Genomic DNA, 15,811 nt, shown 5'->3' with positions numbered 1-15,811 from the left:
ATCAGTCCCGACTACGCGAAGGATTGGCGCGCCGGCAAGCCGGCTCTGGTGGAAATCATCAAGGACAGCACCCGCCGCGACGCCGAGATTCCCAGCCGGCGGCTGGAGACCACGCTGGCGATCTACAGCCAGCAGGCGGGTGCGTTGCGGCTGATGGCGCGCGGGCTGGATGCCTCGGTCGCCAAGCCGGTGAACATCGGCGCGCAGGATCTGGCCACGCCGGAAGCCAAGCGCGGCGTGCTGCTGTCGGTGCTGCTCCCGTATCTGCTGATCCTGACCTCGTTCATCGGCGGCGCCTACCTGATCCTGGACGCCACCGCCGGCGAACGCGAACGCCAGTCACTGGAGCCGTTGCTGGCCACGCCGGCCTCGCGCGGTGCGGTGGTCAGCGGCAAGATCGCAGCGGCCTGCGCGATCGGCATGGGCACGCTGGTGCTGACCTTGCTGGCGTTCCGTTTCAGCGCGCAGATTTCCTCCGGCGTCGGCCGCCAGTTGAACGTGTCGTTCCCGGCAATGGCGCAGATGCTGCTGGTGCTGCTGCCGATGCTGTTCATCGGCACGTCGCTGCTGACCTGGCTGGCCGCCAGCGCCAAGAGCATGAAGGAGGCGCAGAGCCACATGACCTGGTTGCTCCTGTTGCCGATGGTGCCGACCTTCGCGCTGATGGCCAGCCCGGTGAAGAGCCAGCTGTGGCAGTTCGCGGTGCCGTTCCTGGCGCAGAACCAGCTGATCCTCAAGGTCATCCGCAACGAGGCCATCACCCCGCAGATCTGGGGCATCTACCTGGCCAGCGCGTTCGGTCTGGCAGCCCTGCTGTGGTTCGCCGCGGTGCGCCGCTACCACCAGGAGCGGCTGGCGATCTCGGGCTGACAGGCCCGCGATGCCGGAATGAAAAAGGGGGCGGAAATTCCGCCCCCCTTTTTTTGCCTGGTACTCCGGCTCAGCTGCCCGGATTGAAGCCGATGGTGCGGCGGGTGGTGACCGGCTCGCTGACCGGCTGGAACTTCCAGCGCTTGGCCGCGTTGACCGCTTCGCGATCGAACACCCGCGCCGGGGTGGCGCGCACCACGCGCGCGGAGGTGACCGAGCCATCGGTGCCGACGGTGAACTCCACCAGCACTTCGCCGGCGGTTCCGGCCCGCAGGGCTTCGGGAGGATAGCGTGGCGCCGGCGTGCTGATCGGACGCAGCGTGTTGCTGCCGCTGGAAGCCGCTGCGGTACTGGCCGGCGCCGCCGCGGGTGTGGACGGTGTCTGCGCCGCTGCGCGGGCGGCCGCTTCACGCTGCTCGGCCTCGCGCCGCGCCGTGGCCTGGCGTTCGGCTTCCTGGCGGGCGGCTTCCTGCTGCTGGGCCAACTGCTGCGCGGCGGCCGCTTCGGTCGCGCGCTGCTGTTCGGCCTGCTGCGCCAGTCGCTGCTGCTCCTTCAGGCGCGCCTCTTCCGCGGCCTTGGTCTTGGCCTCGCTGTCCTGCGCGCGCTGGGCGACGGCTTCCTGTGCCGCGGCGATGCTCTGCTTCAATCGCGGCAGCGCAGGCGCCTTGGGATCGGCCTTCTCGATGATCGCCGACAGGCGCTGCGCCTCGGTGAACTCCTCGCGCGCGATGCTCTGCTCGGCGGCGATCAGGGTGTAGGGCATCAGATCGGTCAACGCGCTGGTCACGCCCGGATCGTTGGGCTGCTTGTCGCGCAGGGCCAGGTAGTACTCCATCGCGTTGTTGCCGCCCGGCGCGTAGATGCGGTTCTCGCGCAACGCGTTGGTGGCGGCGTCGCGGAGCTGGTCCACGTTCATGGCCTGGACTTCCGCCGAGACCGCCGGCGGCGGTGGCGCGGCCTGTCCCGCGGCGGCGGCCTGGCCGGCGGCAGGGGCCGTGGCCGGTTCGTCCTTGGAGCATGCGGCGATGGTCAGTACCAGCAATAGCGGTATCGCCAAGCGCGACTTGGCGTAGTGCGTCTTCGACAGCATCGGTTGTTTCCCCCGGAAACACGAAAGTGAATCAATGGATCCCGCGTGCCCAGCACACGGGATCACGCCCCGTCTGTCAATCTTGTCACCTTATTTGCCGATGCAGAAGGTCGAGAAGATGTACCCCAGCATCTCGTCGGCGGAAATCTTGCCGGTGATCTCCCCCAGCGCGTCGTGCGCCAACCGCAGTTCCTCGGCGGCCAGCTCCAGCATTTCGTGATTCAGTTCACTATTTGCCTGTTCAGCGTGCCCGGATGCGCGACGCAGGGCATCGACGTGGCGGGCCCGGGCGGAGAACTCTCCTTCGCTGCCCTCGCCCGCTCCCTGGCCAGCCAGTTCCCGCAGGCGCGCATGCAGGGCCGGCAGACCCTGGCCGGTGGCGGCCGACACCGCCACGGCCTCCGCGCCCGGATCCATCAGTACCGTCGGCAGCAAATCGACCTTGTTGTGGATCCACAGCCTGCGCGGCACGTCGGCGATCACGTCGGCCACCGCCGCCGCGCCGGCCTGCACGTCGCGGGCATCGACCACGATCAGGGCCAGGTCGGCGCGCTGCAGTTCCGCACGGGCGCGTCGCATGCCTTCACGTTCGATCGCGTCGCCGCCCTCGCGCAGGCCTGCGGTGTCGACCAGATGCAATTCCAGTCCGTCCAGGCGGATCGTCTCGTGCAGGGTGTCGCGGGTGGTGCCGGCGACATCGGTGACGATGGCGCGATCGCTGCCGGCCAGCGCGTTCAGCAGCGAGCTCTTGCCGGCGTTGGGCGGCCCGACGATCACCGTGTGCAGGCCGTCGCGCAGCTTGCGTCCGCGTTCGGCGTCGACGAGCAGTTGCCGCAGTTCGACCTGCGCCTGTTGCAATCCCGCCCGGACCTCGCCGCCACCAAGCGTTTCGATCGACTCGTCGGCGAAATCGATCGCCGCCTCGACATGCACGCGCAGCCGCAGCAGGCTCGCGGCGATGGCATCCACCCGGCGAGAGAACACGCCGTCCAGCGAACGCCGCGCGGCGCGCGCGGCGCGGGTGTCGGACGCCGCGATCAGATCGGCCACCGCCTCGGCCTGGGCCAGATCCAGTTTGCCGTTGTGGAAGGCGCGTTCGCTGAACTCGCCGGGACGGGCACGTCGCGCGCCGAGCGCGCAGGCGCGATCGACCAGCGCCTGCAGCACCACCAGACTGCCGTGCGCCTGCAGTTCGGCCACGTCCTCGCCGGTGAAACTGGCCGGGCCGGGAAATGCCAGTGCGATGCCATCGTCCAGAATGCCGCCTTCGCCATCGTCGAAATGCACGTGGTGGGCGCGTCGCGCATGCAGCGCGCGTCCGCACATCGCCGCCGCGATGGCCAGCGCGCGCGGGCCGGACAGGCGGACGATACCCACGCCGCCCGCGCCGGGCGCGGTGGCGACGGCGGCGATGGTGTCCTGCGGCGCCATCGTGTTCATTGCCGTTGCCTGAGCAGATCGCGCACGGCATCGGCCGACGCGCCGGTGGGCTGGAGCTCGAGATAGGTGCGGTAGGCCTTGTCCGCTTTGGCGACGTCATCCAGATGACGGTAAGCGTCACCGAGATTGAGATAGGCGACCGCGCGCGAGGGATCGATGCGGACCGTGTTCTCCAGCCAGCGCGCCGCCTGCGCGTACTTGCCCTGGCGGTAGTAGACGAAACCCAGGTTGTTGGCCGCGAGTGCGAAATCGGGACGCAGCTTCAGCGCTTCGGCAAAGGCTTCCTCGGCCTCGGCGTAGCGCTTTTCCTTGTACAGCTGCAGGCCACGATCATTGGCACGCTGCGCCTGCTGGCGATCGGACACGCGGCCGGTGGCGACCGGCAGCGCGACCTGGCGCGCATCGCCCTGCAGATCCCGGATCGTCACCTGGCCCGTTCCCGCCCCGGGCGTGGACGCCTCGACCTTGCCGTTGAGCGCGATGGCCTCGCTCGACAGCTGCTGCGTGCCGGCGGTGAGGAATTCGTCGCCGGCCGGTACTTCGAACACGAACTCGCCGCCCTGCGATCCCGGCAGCGAGCCGAATGCCGGCGTCTGCGGCGAAATGCCCGATACCGCCGGCGCCACATAGGCCGCCAGCTCGGTGCCGGTGATCAGGCCGTCGCCATTGAGATCACCCTTGCCCGACAGTGCCTGCAACAGCACCCAGGTGAACACCGAATGGCCATTGGGCCCGCTGTCGGCAACCTGCTGGTCGGCGCCGCCGGCCGTCAGCATCTGCCGCGCGATCCGGCGCGCGTTCTCGCGCAGATAGGCCTGGGTCCCGTTGCCGCCACGGGTCAGGCCCAAGCCGCTGTAGCAAGCGTCCATCACGAACATCACGTGCTTGGCTTCCAGGCTTTCGGCGATGTTCTGGATGTCGGTCATGGCGATGGCATCGTTGGCGAACTGCGCCGGATCCGAATCGACCGGAATGATGTAGCCCAGCTCGCGTCCCGAGGCCAGCCGGCGGGTGGCGCCGTGGCCGGCGAAGAACACGAACACCCGATCGTTCTTGCCGAGCCCGCCGTGGCCGAGCCGGTCGTGGAAGGCGGCGAGGATGTTGTTGCGGGTGGCTTCCTTGTCCTTGAGCACGATGACCTGCGAGGACGGAAACCCGAATTGTCCGGTCAGCGTGTCGGCGATGGCCTGGGCATCGTTGCCGGCATAGCGGAGCTTCGGCCAGCGCGCATAGTCGTCGATGCCGATGACGATCGCCCAGGAACGCGCGTAGCCGGTGGTGACCGTGGCCTCCTGGCGGCGGGCGGTGCGGGCGACGCTGAAGTCGCGCCCGTTCCAGGCGGCGAACTGGTAGCCCTCGGCGGACAGGCGATCCAGGATCTGCGGCAACGCCTTGACCGTGCGCTCATGGATGTCATGGAACAACACGATGCCGCGCTGTTCCTTCTGCACCTGGTCCAGCACGCGCTGGACGATCGATTCGGGCACCGGATCGGCCCAGTCCAGTGAATCGATGTTCCACATCACCGACCGCAGTTTCGCCTCGCCTAGGATACGCATGCCCTCGGCATTGCGTGCCCCGTAGGGGAAGCGGAACAGCGGCGCGCGCCGCGCATCGATGTCGCGCAGCAGCGTATCGGTATCGAGGATCTGGCTGCGCAGCGCGTCACCGGTCTGCCTGGACAGCTGCGCGTGGGTCAGGCTGTGGTTGCCGACCGTGTAGCCCTGTGCGATCAAATCGCGGGTGACCCCGGCCAAAGGCCCGAGCGCCGCCTGCCCCTTGTCGTCGAGTTTGCCCAGGTTGCGGCCGACCTGGAAGAACGTGGCCGGCACGTCGTAGCGCTTGAGGATCGCGACGATGTCCTCGGTGTAGGCGCGATGCGGGCCGTCGTCGAAACTCAGCACTACCGTCTTCGCCGGCAGGTCGCGGCCGAACACCTCGCGATCACCATCGGCCATCGACATTGGATAGGGCGCGATCACCCCGTATTCGCGCAGCAGCGCATCGCGGTCGTAGCGCTTGCGCAGGCTGGCGACATAGTCGTCCCACTTCTCGCGCTTGAGTTCGATCGCCCGGGTGGCGTCGAAGCGGCTGAAGATGCGGGTGATCTCGCGATTGTAGTTGCGCTCGACCTCCTCCAGCGCCTCCAGGTCCTCGCCGATGCGCTGGTGCAGCTTGATCGCCGGCAGCGAGGAATCCTTGCCGACCAGTGCCTGCAGATCGCGCAGGATTTCGCGGAACGCCAGCCGGTCGGCGTCATGCAGATCCGGCGCCGATTCGATGTAGTCCAGTCGCCCGCCAATGGCGGCGAAGCGTTCGGGTTCGGACCGGGCCAGCAACGCGGCGAACAGCACCTGCAGGCGTTCGGCACGTTCCAGGTTGTCGTGAAACAGGCTCTGGCCGATCGCGCCGGCGCTGGTCCGCGCGGCCGCCGGCAGGGAATCCTCGTTGTCGAGCAGGACGATGATCCGCCGATGGTTCTCCAGCTGCGCCTTCAGTTCGGCGTCGATCGCGCGGGTATCGATCGCGCCGGCCACGCCTGCCGAAGCCGCCGGCGACGCGTCCTTTTTTCCGACTCCCGCATCGACGCCACCCTTGCCGCAAGCCGCCAGCGCGAAACCGGCGACCAACACGAACGACAGGGAAAGAGAACGACGGAATGGCATCGCGGCAGGTCCGGGAAAACAGCGGAAGGGATGGCCGCGCATGTTACCCCGGCAAAGAAAAACCCGCCTTGCGGCGGGTTTTTCTCGGAATGGCGCGGCTTACTTCTTGGCGGTGGCCGTCGCGGTGGCCGGTTCGCCGTGCCGCTTGGTCATCCACCACTGCTGCAACAGGCCCAGCGCGCCGTTGGTGACCCAGTACAGGACCAAGCCGGACGGGAAGAAGGCCATCATGACGCCGAACACCAACGGCATGAACTGCATCATCTTCTGCTGCATCGGATCCATGCCCGGCGCCGGCGTCAGCTTCTGGGTCAGCCACATCACCAGCATGTTGAGGATCGGCAGGATGAAGTACGGATCTTGCGCGGTCAGGTCCTGGATCCAGGCGAACCACGGCGCCTGGCGCAGTTCCACCGATTCCACCAGCACCCAGTACAGCGACAGGAAGATTGGCATCTGCACGAGGATCGGCAGGCAACCACCCATCGGGTTGATCTTCTCCTTCTTGTACAGCTCCATCATGGCGACCTGGAACTTCTGCTTGTCGTCGCCGTAGCGTTCCTTCAGCTGCTGGATGCGCGGCTGGAACTTGCGCATCTTGGCGAAGCTCTTGTACTGCGCCGCCGACAGCGGATACAGCGCCAGCTTCACCAGCACCACCAGGCCGATGATCGACCAGCCCCAGTTGCCCAGCAGCGCATGCAAGTGCGCCAGGATCCAGAACAGGCCCTGGCCAATCAGATCGAAGATCTGGAACTGGCTGTAGTCGACCGCGCGGTGCAGGCCCGGCACGTTCTCGGCCTTGATCTTGTTGACCAGCTTCGGACCGACCCACAGGCGCGCGCTGGTGGCCACGGTCTGACCTGGCGCGACGTTCAACGGATCGGCCATGTCGCGGATCAGCGGACGCGGGCCGGTGGCGTACTTGGGCTCGTCCAGCGAGATGGTGGTGTGATCGGCTGCCTGCGGAATCCAGGCGGTGAAGAAGTGGTGCTGGAGCATCGCGATCCAGCCGCCGGTGCCGCGCCAGTCGACGCGGCCATCGGCCACGTAGTCCTCGTCGAACTTGCGCCGCTGGTAGCTGCCGTCATACCAGGTGGCGCCGTTGAAACTGAAGGACTCCGGATTGGTCATGCCGCGCTTGACCAGCGGCGGGGTCCGGGTCAGCTGGCGATAGATCGCACCCTGCCACGGCGTGCTGCCGCCGTTGACCACTTCATCGCGCACGGCCAGCGCGTATTCGCCGCGCTTGAGCGTGTAGACGCGGCGGATGGTCACGCCGTCCGGACCGCGCCAGATGAAGGGCGCGGAAATTTCATTGCCACCCGCCGCCAGCGCGAAGGCGGTGCCGGCTTCCGGCACGAAACCCTTTTCGTGATTCGGTGCGGCGCGCGTTCCACCGGCGGGCACCCAGCCGCTCTCGGCGACGTAGTAGTGCGCCGGATCCTGGTTGAACAGCTTCACCGCCGGGCTGCCGGGGCGCTTGTCCTGCGGGTAGTGCAGCAGTTCGGCTTCCAGCACGCTGCCGCCGTCCAGGGTCAGCTTCAGCACGTCGCTGCTGATGGTCACGCGCTGGCCGCCCGACGGCGCGGAAGCAACGGGGGCCGGGGCCTCGACCGCGGCGGGCGCCTGCGGGACCGTACTGCCGGGCTGCGCGGTAGGCGCCGAGGCGGGCACGGTGCTGCCGGACTGCGTGGCGGCGGTGGCCGCCACGGTGGGCGCGGCGACGGCGGGCGCATTGAACTTGCCCCACTCCATCCACAACAGGATCGCCACCATCAGCCAGGCGAAAATCAGGAAAACACGGGTCTGGTTCATCGGACAGGCAATCTCAACCGGCGTCGGGTTCCGGTGTCGTGGAGGGAGAAGAGGGGGAATTCAAGGCCGCCGGCATTGTGCCTACCGTGGAAGGCGGCGGCAATGCGCCGGCGCGGGCCAGCACGCGGAGGAAGGTCGCGCGCAACTGCGCATTGCTGGCGGCAGCGGCCGGCGGCCGCGCCACCACGACATAGTCGCCGCCGGGCAGCTGCGAACGCAGGCTGCGGAACTGTTCGCGCAACTGGCGCTTGATCCGGTTGCGGCCGACCGCGCGGCGATCGACCTTGCGGGAAACAGCCATGCCCAGCCGGGCCGGCTGCTCGCCGGCCAGCCAATGCAGGCTCAGCAACGGATCCGAAGTACGGCGCGACCGCTCGAACACGCGCGCATACTCCGCGCCCGTGCGAACGCGGGCGTGGCGTGGAAATGCTGCGCTCATGACAGCAAGAAGCCCGCACCGTTCAGTGCGGGCTCCTGGCAAGGGCATCGCATGATTGATGTCTCGGCCGCGAATTGCGGCAAAGCCATCAGGCGGTCAGGCGCTTGCGGCCCTTGGCGCGGCGACGCGACAGGATCTTGCGGCCGTCGGCGGTCTTCATGCGGGCACGGAAACCGTGGTCGCGCTTGCGCTTGAGATTGCTGGGTTGGTAAGTGCGCTTGGTGGCCATGGGGCCCTCGTGCGGGTTTGCGGATGGAAAGAACCGGAAATTCTATAGGTATCCGCCGGTTACGGTCAACACCGGCGAAGAAGATCGAAATGGGCCGCGCAAGGCCCCGCGCCGGAAGGGATCGCCGCCGGTCCATTCATCCACATCTTATGCACAGGAACCATTGGCGCGGCCGGATGGCGGTGGTAGTCTGGCCGACCCCTTCTTTACAGGCTCCCGTCCGCGCAATCGCGTGGCGCGGACGCCGTGTTTTCCACACCTTATCAAGAACGAGTTGTTTCACGCGATGGATGCCTGGCCCCGCTGCCTTGAACGCCTGGAAGCCGAATTTCCGGCAGAGGATGTACACACCTGGTTGAAGCCGCTGCAGGCCGAACAGCGCAGCGATGCGGTGGTCCTGTACGCGCCGAACGCCTTCATCGTGGAACAGGTGCGCGAGCGTTACCTGGACCGGATCCGGGAGCTGCTGGACTATTTCGCCGGCCACGCCGAGGTTTCGCTGGAGATCGGCTCGCGCGCCCGCGCGCCGGAACCGGCCAGGCCGGCCGCCCACGGGCAGGGGATGCCGTCGGCGGCCTCGGCCGAGCCCTATGCCGGCAACCTGGATACCCACTACACCTTCGACAACTTCGTCGAGGGCCGCAGCAACCAGTTGGGCCGCGCCGCGGCTTGGCAGGCGGCGCAGAAGCCGGGTGACCGCGCCCACAACCCGTTGCTGCTGTACGGCGGCACCGGTCTGGGCAAGACCCACCTGATGTTCGCCGCCGGCAACGAGATGCGTCGGCAGAACCCGAACGCGCGGGTGCTCTACCTGCGTTCGGAACAGTTCTTCAGCGCGATGACCAAGGCGCTGATCGAGAAATCGATGGATCAGTTCAAGCGCCGCTTCCAGCAGGTCGACGCGCTGCTGATTGACGACATCCAGTTCTTCGCCGGCAAGGACCGCACCCAGGAAGAGTTCTTCCACACCTTCAACGCGCTGTTCGACAGCCGCCAGCAGATCATCCTGACCTGCGATCGTTATCCGCGCGAGGTCGAAGGGCTCGAGCCGCGGCTGAAATCGCGCCTGGCCTGGGGCCTGTCGGTGGCAATCGAACCGCCGGATTTCGAGACCCGCGCGGCGATCGTGCTGGCCAAGGCACGCGATCGCGGCGCCGAGATTCCCGACGAGGTCGCGTTCCTGTTGGCCAAGAAGATGCGCAGCAACGTGCGCGATCTGGAAGGCGCGCTCAACACCCTGGCCGCGCGCGCCAACTTCACCGGGCGCGCGATCACGCCCGAGTTCGCCCAGGAAACCCTGCGCGATCTGCTGCGCGCACAGCAGCAGGCGATCAGCATTCCCAACATCCAGAAAACGGTCGCCGACTATTACGGCCTGCAGATCAAGGATCTGCTGTCCAAGCGCCGCACCCGCTCGCTGGCACGGCCGCGACAGGTCGCGATGGCGCTGGCCAAGGAACTCACCGAGCACAGCCTGCCGGAAATCGGCGACGCGTTCGCCGGCCGCGACCACACCACCGTGCTGCATGCCTGTCGCCAGATCCGGAGCCTGATGGAGACCGATGGCAAACTCCGCGAGGATTGGGATAAGTTGATCCGTAAACTCAGTGAGTAAGCGGCCTGCTCCCTTGTGGACAAACTGTGGCTGGAATTTCCGCCAGAATTTATCCACAGGTTTCAGTGCCCTTCCCGAGGGGCTTGTCCACGGGGTTGGATCTGTCGGAAAATCGTTGTGATTCAAATGTTTGTGATGGTTCCCCACTGAAATCGGCGAAACCATCACCACCAGTTTTTAAGATCTTTCCTTCTTTTTAGAAGCACAAGGCACAAGGGGCACCCACCGACATGCGTTTCAGCCTTCAGCGCGAAGCATTCCTCAAGCCGTTGGCCCAGGTGGTCAATGTGGTCGAACGGCGGCAGACCCTGCCGGTCCTGGCGAACTTCCTGGTGCAGGTGCAGAACGGACAGCTGTCGCTGACCGGCACCGATCTGGAAGTGGAAATGATTGCGCGCAGCGCGGTCGAGGACGCGCAGGACGGCGAAACCACGATCCCCGCGCGCAAGCTGTTCGAAATCGTCCGCGCCCTGCCCGACGGCAGCAAGGTCACGGTCAGCCAGTCGGCCGACAAGGTGACGGTGCAGGCCGGACGCAGCCGCTTCACCCTCGCCACCCTGCCCGCCAACGACTTCCCGTCGGTGGACGAAGTCGAGGCGACCGAGCGAGTGGACGTACCCGAGGCCACCCTGAAGGAACTGATTGAGCGCACCGCGTTCGCGATGGCCCAGCAGGATGTGCGCTATTACCTCAACGGTCTGTTGTTCGACCTGGCCGACCGCACCCTGCGCTGCGTGGCCACCGACGGCCATCGCCTGGCCCTGTGCGAAGCGCAGCTGGAAGGCTCGCCGCTGTCCAAGCGGCAGATCATCGTGCCGCGCAAGGGCGTGACCGAACTGCAGCGCCTGCTGGAAGGCGGTGATCGGGCGCTGGAACTGGAAGTCGGCCGCAGCCACATCCGGGTCAAGCGCGACGATGTCACCTTCACCTCCAAGCTGATCGACGGCCGTTTCCCGGACTATGCGGCGGTGATTCCGATTGGCGCGGATCGCGAGGTTCTGCTGGATCGCGAAGTCCTGCGCGCGGCGCTGCAACGCGCGGCGATCCTGTCCAACGAAAAGTACCGCGGCGTGCGGGTGGAAGTTTCGCCCGGCCAACTGAAGATCAGCGCGCACAACCCGGAACAGGAAGAAGCCCAGGAAGAAATCGAGGCCGACACCAAGGTGGATGGACTGGCCATCGGCTTCAACGTGAACTACCTGCTGGATGCGCTCAGCGCCCTGCGCGACGAGCAGGTCGTCATCCAGCTGCGTGATGCCAATTCCTCCGCCCTGGTGCGTGAGGCCAGCAGCGAGAAGTCCCGCCACGTGGTCATGCCGCTGCGCCTCTGACATCTGGTTTCACGTGGAACACGAACAGCGCCCGGCTTGATGCCGGGCGTTTTCGTTGGGGAGTCCCGTCGACATTCCCTGGGGGGCCAAGGCGCTACGGTGTCGATTCCCGAGTCCAGCGGAGGCCACCATGCACCGGAGCAGGCTTGGCAATCTCGTCATCGATTGCCGGACAGACGATCTCCCAGCTGCGGCGGAGTTCTGGAGTGCCACGCTCGGCCTGGCTCTGCCGGGGGATTGGGAAGGCCGTTTCATCCGGCTGCGGACGCCGGCAGACGACGTGCGAGTCATTCTCCAGCAGGTCCGCCATGCCCCCCGCGTCCATCTGGACCTGGAGACGGATTCGATCCCGCTGGAAATCCGTCGGCTGGAACAGTTGGGGGCGGTCCTGGTCAGCCGGCAGGCCGAATGGGTGGTCATGCAGGCGCCCAGTGGGCACCGTTTCTGCGTGGGCAAGCCCTGCCGAGGTGGATTCAACCGGAACGCGCATGTATGGCCCTGATGTGGTCACCGTCCGTCGCGCATTTGCGGCCCGGAATCGGGCGCTCCGGAACCCGGTAAGATCCCTGCATGCCCTTCCCCGCCTACCCGTCGACACCGGCGGCTTTCCCGCTTTTGGCCCCTCTTTCCAGCCCTCCGCCGTCCGGAGCGGTGCTCTTGTGCATGTGACCCGATTGATGGTGGCAGGGCTGCGTCGATTCGAGCAGGCCAGCCTGCAGCCGGGTCCGGGGCTGAACCTGGTGACCGGGGACAACGGTGCGGGCAAGACCAGCCTGCTGGAGGCGCTGCACGTGATGGCCTATGGCCGGAGCTTTCGCGGCCGGGTCCGGGACGGGCTGGTGCGGACGGGAAGCGAAGCGGTCGAGATTTTCGTGGAGTGGGAGGAAGCCACGGCCGTCCGGCCACGCCGCGCCGGCCTGCGTCACAGCGGACAGGCCTGGACTGGCCGGCTGGACGGCGAGACGGTGGGTCAGCTGGGTGAACTTTGCGCGGCATTGGCCGTGGTGAGCTTTGAACCTGGCAGCCATGCACTGGTCACCGGAGGCGGGGAACCCCGCCGGCGCTTCGTCGATTGGGGCTTGTTCCACGTGGAACAGGACTTCCTGGGACTATGGCGCCGCTATGCCCGGGCCCTGAAGCAGCGCAATGCGTTGCTGAAGTCTGGAATCGGTGGCGCCCAGCTGGATGCCTGGGACCATGAGCTGGCCGAAGCGGGAGAGCCGCTGACCCAGCGGCGGCTCGGATACCTGGAGCAGTTGCAGCCACGGCTGAGCCGGATGGCAGCTGAATTGGTTCCCGGGTTGGGTCGGGCGACCCTGGAGTTCCAGCCCGGCTGGCGCCGTCATGAACTGTCCCTGGCCGATGCCCTGCTGCTGGCCCGGGATCGGGACCGGGCAGCGGGCCATACCTCGGTGGGGCCCCATCGCGCGGATTGGCGGGTGGACTACGCCGCCTGCCCTGCCAGGGAAGCGCTTTCGCGCGGCCAAGCCAAGCTCACGGCGCTGGCCTGCCTGCTCACCCAGGCCGAGGACTATGCCGCCCGGCGCGGCGAGTGGCCGGTGATTGCCCTCGACGACCTGGCTTCCGAGCTGGATCGCGGGCATCAACGACGCGTGCTGGAGCGTCTGCTCGGGAGTGGTGCCCAGGTCTTCATCACCGGCACCGAATTCCCGTCGGCATTGCATGAAATGGGCGTCGTCCCTGCCCGGTTCCACGTGGAACACGGACAGCTGTCCGCTGTCTGACGCCGCCGCACGACGGGGCCGGGTGTGCCCGGGATGCTATAATTTCGCTTCGTATCCCTATAGCTGCGTGCCTGCCCGGCGTTCCCCGGTCCGGCACCAGCGGCTATGCAGCCGACCACGAAGCGAATGACCGACGAAACGATTCCTGCACCGAACGGCAATTACGACTCCAGCAAAATCACTGTCCTCCGGGGCCTGGAAGCGGTCCGCAAGCGACCCGGCATGTACATCGGCGACGTGCACGACGGTACCGGTCTGCACCACATGGTGTTCGAGGTCGTCGACAACTCGATCGACGAAGCCCTGGCCGGCCATGCCGACGACGTGATCGTGAAGATCCACGAGGACGGCTCGGTGTCGGTGTCCGACAACGGCCGCGGCATTCCGGTCGACATCCACAAGGAAGAAGGCGTCTCGGCGGCCGAAGTCATCATGACCGTGCTGCACGCCGGCGGTAAGTTCGACGACAACAGCTACAAGGTTTCCGGCGGCCTGCATGGCGTCGGCGTGTCGGTGGTCAACGCGCTGTCGAACAAGCTCACCCTCGATATCTGGCGCGATGGCTTCCACCACGAGCAGGAATACCACCTCGGCGAGCCGGTGTATCCGCTGAGGCAGCTGGAAGCCTCGAACAAGCGCGGCACCCTGACCCGGTTCTGGCCGTCGGCGGAAATCTTCACCGACGTCGAGTTCCATTACGACATCCTGGCCCGTCGCCTGCGCGAACTGTCGTTCCTCAATTCGGGCGTGAAGATCACCCTGATCGACGAGCGCGGCGAAGGCCGCCAGGACGTGTTCCAGTACGAAGGCGGCATCCGCAGCTTCGTCGAGCACCTGGCCCAGCTGAAGACCCCGCTGCATCCGAACGTCATTTCGGTGACCGGCGAAACCAACGGCATCACCGTGGACGTCGCCCTGCAATGGACCGACGCCTACCAGGAAACGATGTTCTGCTTCACCAACAATATCCCGCAGAAGGATGGCGGTACCCACCTCGCGGGTTTCCGCGCGGCCCTGACCCGCACCCTCAGCAACTACATCGAACAGAACGGCATCGCCAAGCAGGCCAAGGTCAACCTGTCCGGCGACGACATGCGCGAAGGCATGATCGCGGTGCTGTCGGTGAAGGTGCCGGATCCCAGCTTCTCTTCGCAGACCAAGGAGAAGCTGGTCAGTTCCGACGTGAAGCCGGCCGTTGAGGCCGCGTTCGGTGCACGTTTGGAGGAGTTCCTGCAGGAACACCCCAACGAGGCCCGTGCCATCGCGGAAAAGGTGGTGGACGCGGCCCGTGCCCGCGAGGCCGCGCGCAAGGCCCGCGAACTCACCCGCCGCAAGGGCGCGCTGGACATCGCCGGCCTGCCCGGCAAGCTGGCCGACTGCCAGGAGAAGGATCCGGCGCTGTCGGAACTGTTCATCGTCGAGGGTGACTCGGCAGGCGGCTCCGCCAAGCAGGGCCGCAACCGCAAGAACCAGGCGGTGCTGCCGCTGCGCGGCAAGATCCTCAACGTGGAACGCGCGCGCTTCGACCGCATGCTGTCCTCGGCTGAAGTGGGCACGCTGATCACCGCGCTGGGCACCGGCATCGGCAAGGACGAGTACAACCCGGACAAGCTGCGCTACCACCGCATCATCATCATGACCGACGCCGACGTCGACGGATCCCACATCCGCACGCTGCTGCTGACGTTCTTCTACCGGCAGATGCCGGAGCTGATCGAGCGCGGCCACGTCTACATCGGCCTGCCGCCGCTGTACAAACTCAAGCAGGGCAAGCAGGAGCTGTACCTGAAGGACGACGCGGCACTGAACGTCTACCTCGCCAACAGCGCGGTCGAGGGCGCCTCGCTGGTCCCGGCCGACGGCGAACCGCCGATCGCCGGCGAAGCACTGGAGAAGCTGCTGCTCGCCTACGCCAACGCGCGCGAAGCGATCGCGCGCAATGCGCACCGCTTCGATTCGCAGCTGCTCGAAGCGCTGATCGATGCGCCGGCGCTGGATGCCGCTTTCGCCGAACGCAACCAGGACCAGCGTGCCGATCTCGATGCGCTGGAAGCCAAGCTCAACCGCAGCAGCCTGGGCAGTCCGCGCTATTCGCTGCACCTGCAGGCGGCCAACGAACAGCGTCCGGCCGCGCTGCTGTCCACCCGCCGCCACATGGGCGAGGAACTGACCCAGGTGCTGCCGCTGTCGGTGTTCGAAACCGGTGAGCTGCGCGCGCTGCGGGAATCGGCGGATCTGCTGCATGGCCTGGTGCGCGAAGGCGCGACCATCGTGCGCGGCAACAAGACCCAAGCGATCGAAGGTTTCGCCCAGGCGCAGGCCTGGCTGCTGGAGGAAGCGAAGAAGGGCCGCAGCATCCAGCGCTTCAAGGGCCTTGGTGAAATGAACCCCGAGCAGTTGTGGGACACCACGGTCAATCCGGATACCCGTCGCCTGCTGCAGGTGCGCATCGAGGACGCGGTGGCTGCCGACCAGATCTTCAGCACGTTGATGGGTGACGTGGTGGAACCGCGTCGCGACTTCATCGAGGCCAACGCCCTGAAGGTCGCCAACCTCGACGTCTGACCC

The 15,811-nt window shown here is 66.6% G+C and carries 12 protein-coding genes; 6 read left to right on the top strand and 6 right to left on the bottom strand.

What is annotated here, in order from left to right:
• Positions 1 to 870: ABC transporter permease (locus tag FG323_RS12195; RefSeq protein WP_141454950.1), on the top strand; the 870-nt coding region annotated here is incomplete at its 5' end.
• Between the two features lie 70 nt (positions 871 to 940).
• On the opposite strand, the gene FG323_RS12190 is transcribed toward FG323_RS12195, so the two are convergent.
• From FG323_RS12190 to rpmH, 6 genes are all read right to left on the bottom strand, one after another.
• Entirely contained in the window at positions 941 to 1,960 is a 1,020-nt protein-coding gene (locus tag FG323_RS12190) for an energy transducer TonB (RefSeq protein ID WP_141454949.1), read from the bottom strand.
• 90 nt (positions 1,961 to 2,050) lie between these two features.
• Entirely contained in the window at positions 2,051 to 3,400 is a 1,350-nt protein-coding gene (gene mnmE / locus FG323_RS12185) for a tRNA uridine-5-carboxymethylaminomethyl(34) synthesis GTPase MnmE (protein ID WP_141454948.1), read from the bottom strand.
• Entirely contained in the window at positions 3,397 to 6,066 is a 2,670-nt protein-coding gene (locus FG323_RS12180) for a polysaccharide deacetylase family protein (protein ID WP_141454947.1), read from the bottom strand. The genes mnmE and FG323_RS12180 overlap by 4 nt, the downstream gene beginning before the upstream one ends.
• A gap of 99 nt (positions 6,067 to 6,165) precedes the next feature.
• Complete coding sequence (gene yidC, locus FG323_RS12175) at positions 6,166 to 7,884, bottom strand: membrane protein insertase YidC (protein ID WP_141454946.1); 1,719 nt, start codon at positions 7,882 to 7,884, stop codon at positions 6,166 to 6,168.
• Between the two features lie 13 nt (positions 7,885 to 7,897).
• The gene (gene rnpA / locus FG323_RS12170; RefSeq protein ID WP_141454945.1) at positions 7,898 to 8,323 is read right to left on the bottom strand and encodes a ribonuclease P protein component; all 426 of its coding nucleotides are present in this window, start codon (positions 8,321 to 8,323) and stop codon (positions 7,898 to 7,900) included.
• A gap of 88 nt (positions 8,324 to 8,411) precedes the next feature.
• The gene (gene rpmH / locus FG323_RS12165; RefSeq protein WP_097123437.1) at positions 8,412 to 8,552 is read right to left on the bottom strand and encodes a 50S ribosomal protein L34; all 141 of its coding nucleotides are present in this window, start codon (positions 8,550 to 8,552) and stop codon (positions 8,412 to 8,414) included.
• 286 nt (positions 8,553 to 8,838) lie between these two features.
• Between rpmH and dnaA the strand changes: the two genes are divergently transcribed.
• The 5 genes from dnaA to gyrB all read left to right on the top strand — a co-directional run bounded on the left by dnaA (position 8,839) and on the right by gyrB (position 15,808).
• On the top strand, positions 8,839 to 10,167 hold the full coding sequence (gene dnaA / locus FG323_RS12160) for a chromosomal replication initiator protein DnaA (RefSeq protein ID WP_141454944.1): 1,329 nt from the start codon (positions 8,839 to 8,841) through the stop codon (positions 10,165 to 10,167).
• A gap of 230 nt (positions 10,168 to 10,397) precedes the next feature.
• The gene (dnaN, locus tag FG323_RS12155) at positions 10,398 to 11,498 is read left to right on the top strand and encodes a DNA polymerase III subunit beta (protein ID WP_141454943.1); all 1,101 of its coding nucleotides are present in this window, start codon (positions 10,398 to 10,400) and stop codon (positions 11,496 to 11,498) included.
• A gap of 130 nt (positions 11,499 to 11,628) precedes the next feature.
• A complete protein-coding gene (locus tag FG323_RS12150; RefSeq protein ID WP_141454942.1) occupies positions 11,629 to 12,000 on the top strand; it encodes a VOC family protein in 372 nt (123 codons plus the stop codon).
• Between the two features lie 157 nt (positions 12,001 to 12,157).
• Positions 12,158 to 13,243 (top strand): DNA replication/repair protein RecF, encoded by a 1,086-nt coding sequence (gene recF, locus FG323_RS12145; protein ID WP_141454941.1) that lies wholly within the window; start codon positions 12,158 to 12,160, stop codon positions 13,241 to 13,243.
• Positions 13,244 to 13,369: 126 nt separating this feature from the next.
• On the top strand, positions 13,370 to 15,808 hold the full coding sequence (gene gyrB / locus FG323_RS12140) for a DNA topoisomerase (ATP-hydrolyzing) subunit B (protein WP_141454940.1): 2,439 nt from the start codon (positions 13,370 to 13,372) through the stop codon (positions 15,806 to 15,808).
• Positions 15,809 to 15,811: the final 3 nt, after the last annotated feature.

It is taken from the genome of Pseudoxanthomonas sp. z9 (genome assembly GCF_006542425.1).
Classification (GTDB): Bacteria; Pseudomonadota; Gammaproteobacteria; order Xanthomonadales; family Xanthomonadaceae; genus Pseudoxanthomonas_A.
This window is presented reverse-complemented; position numbering and strand designations above follow the sequence as displayed.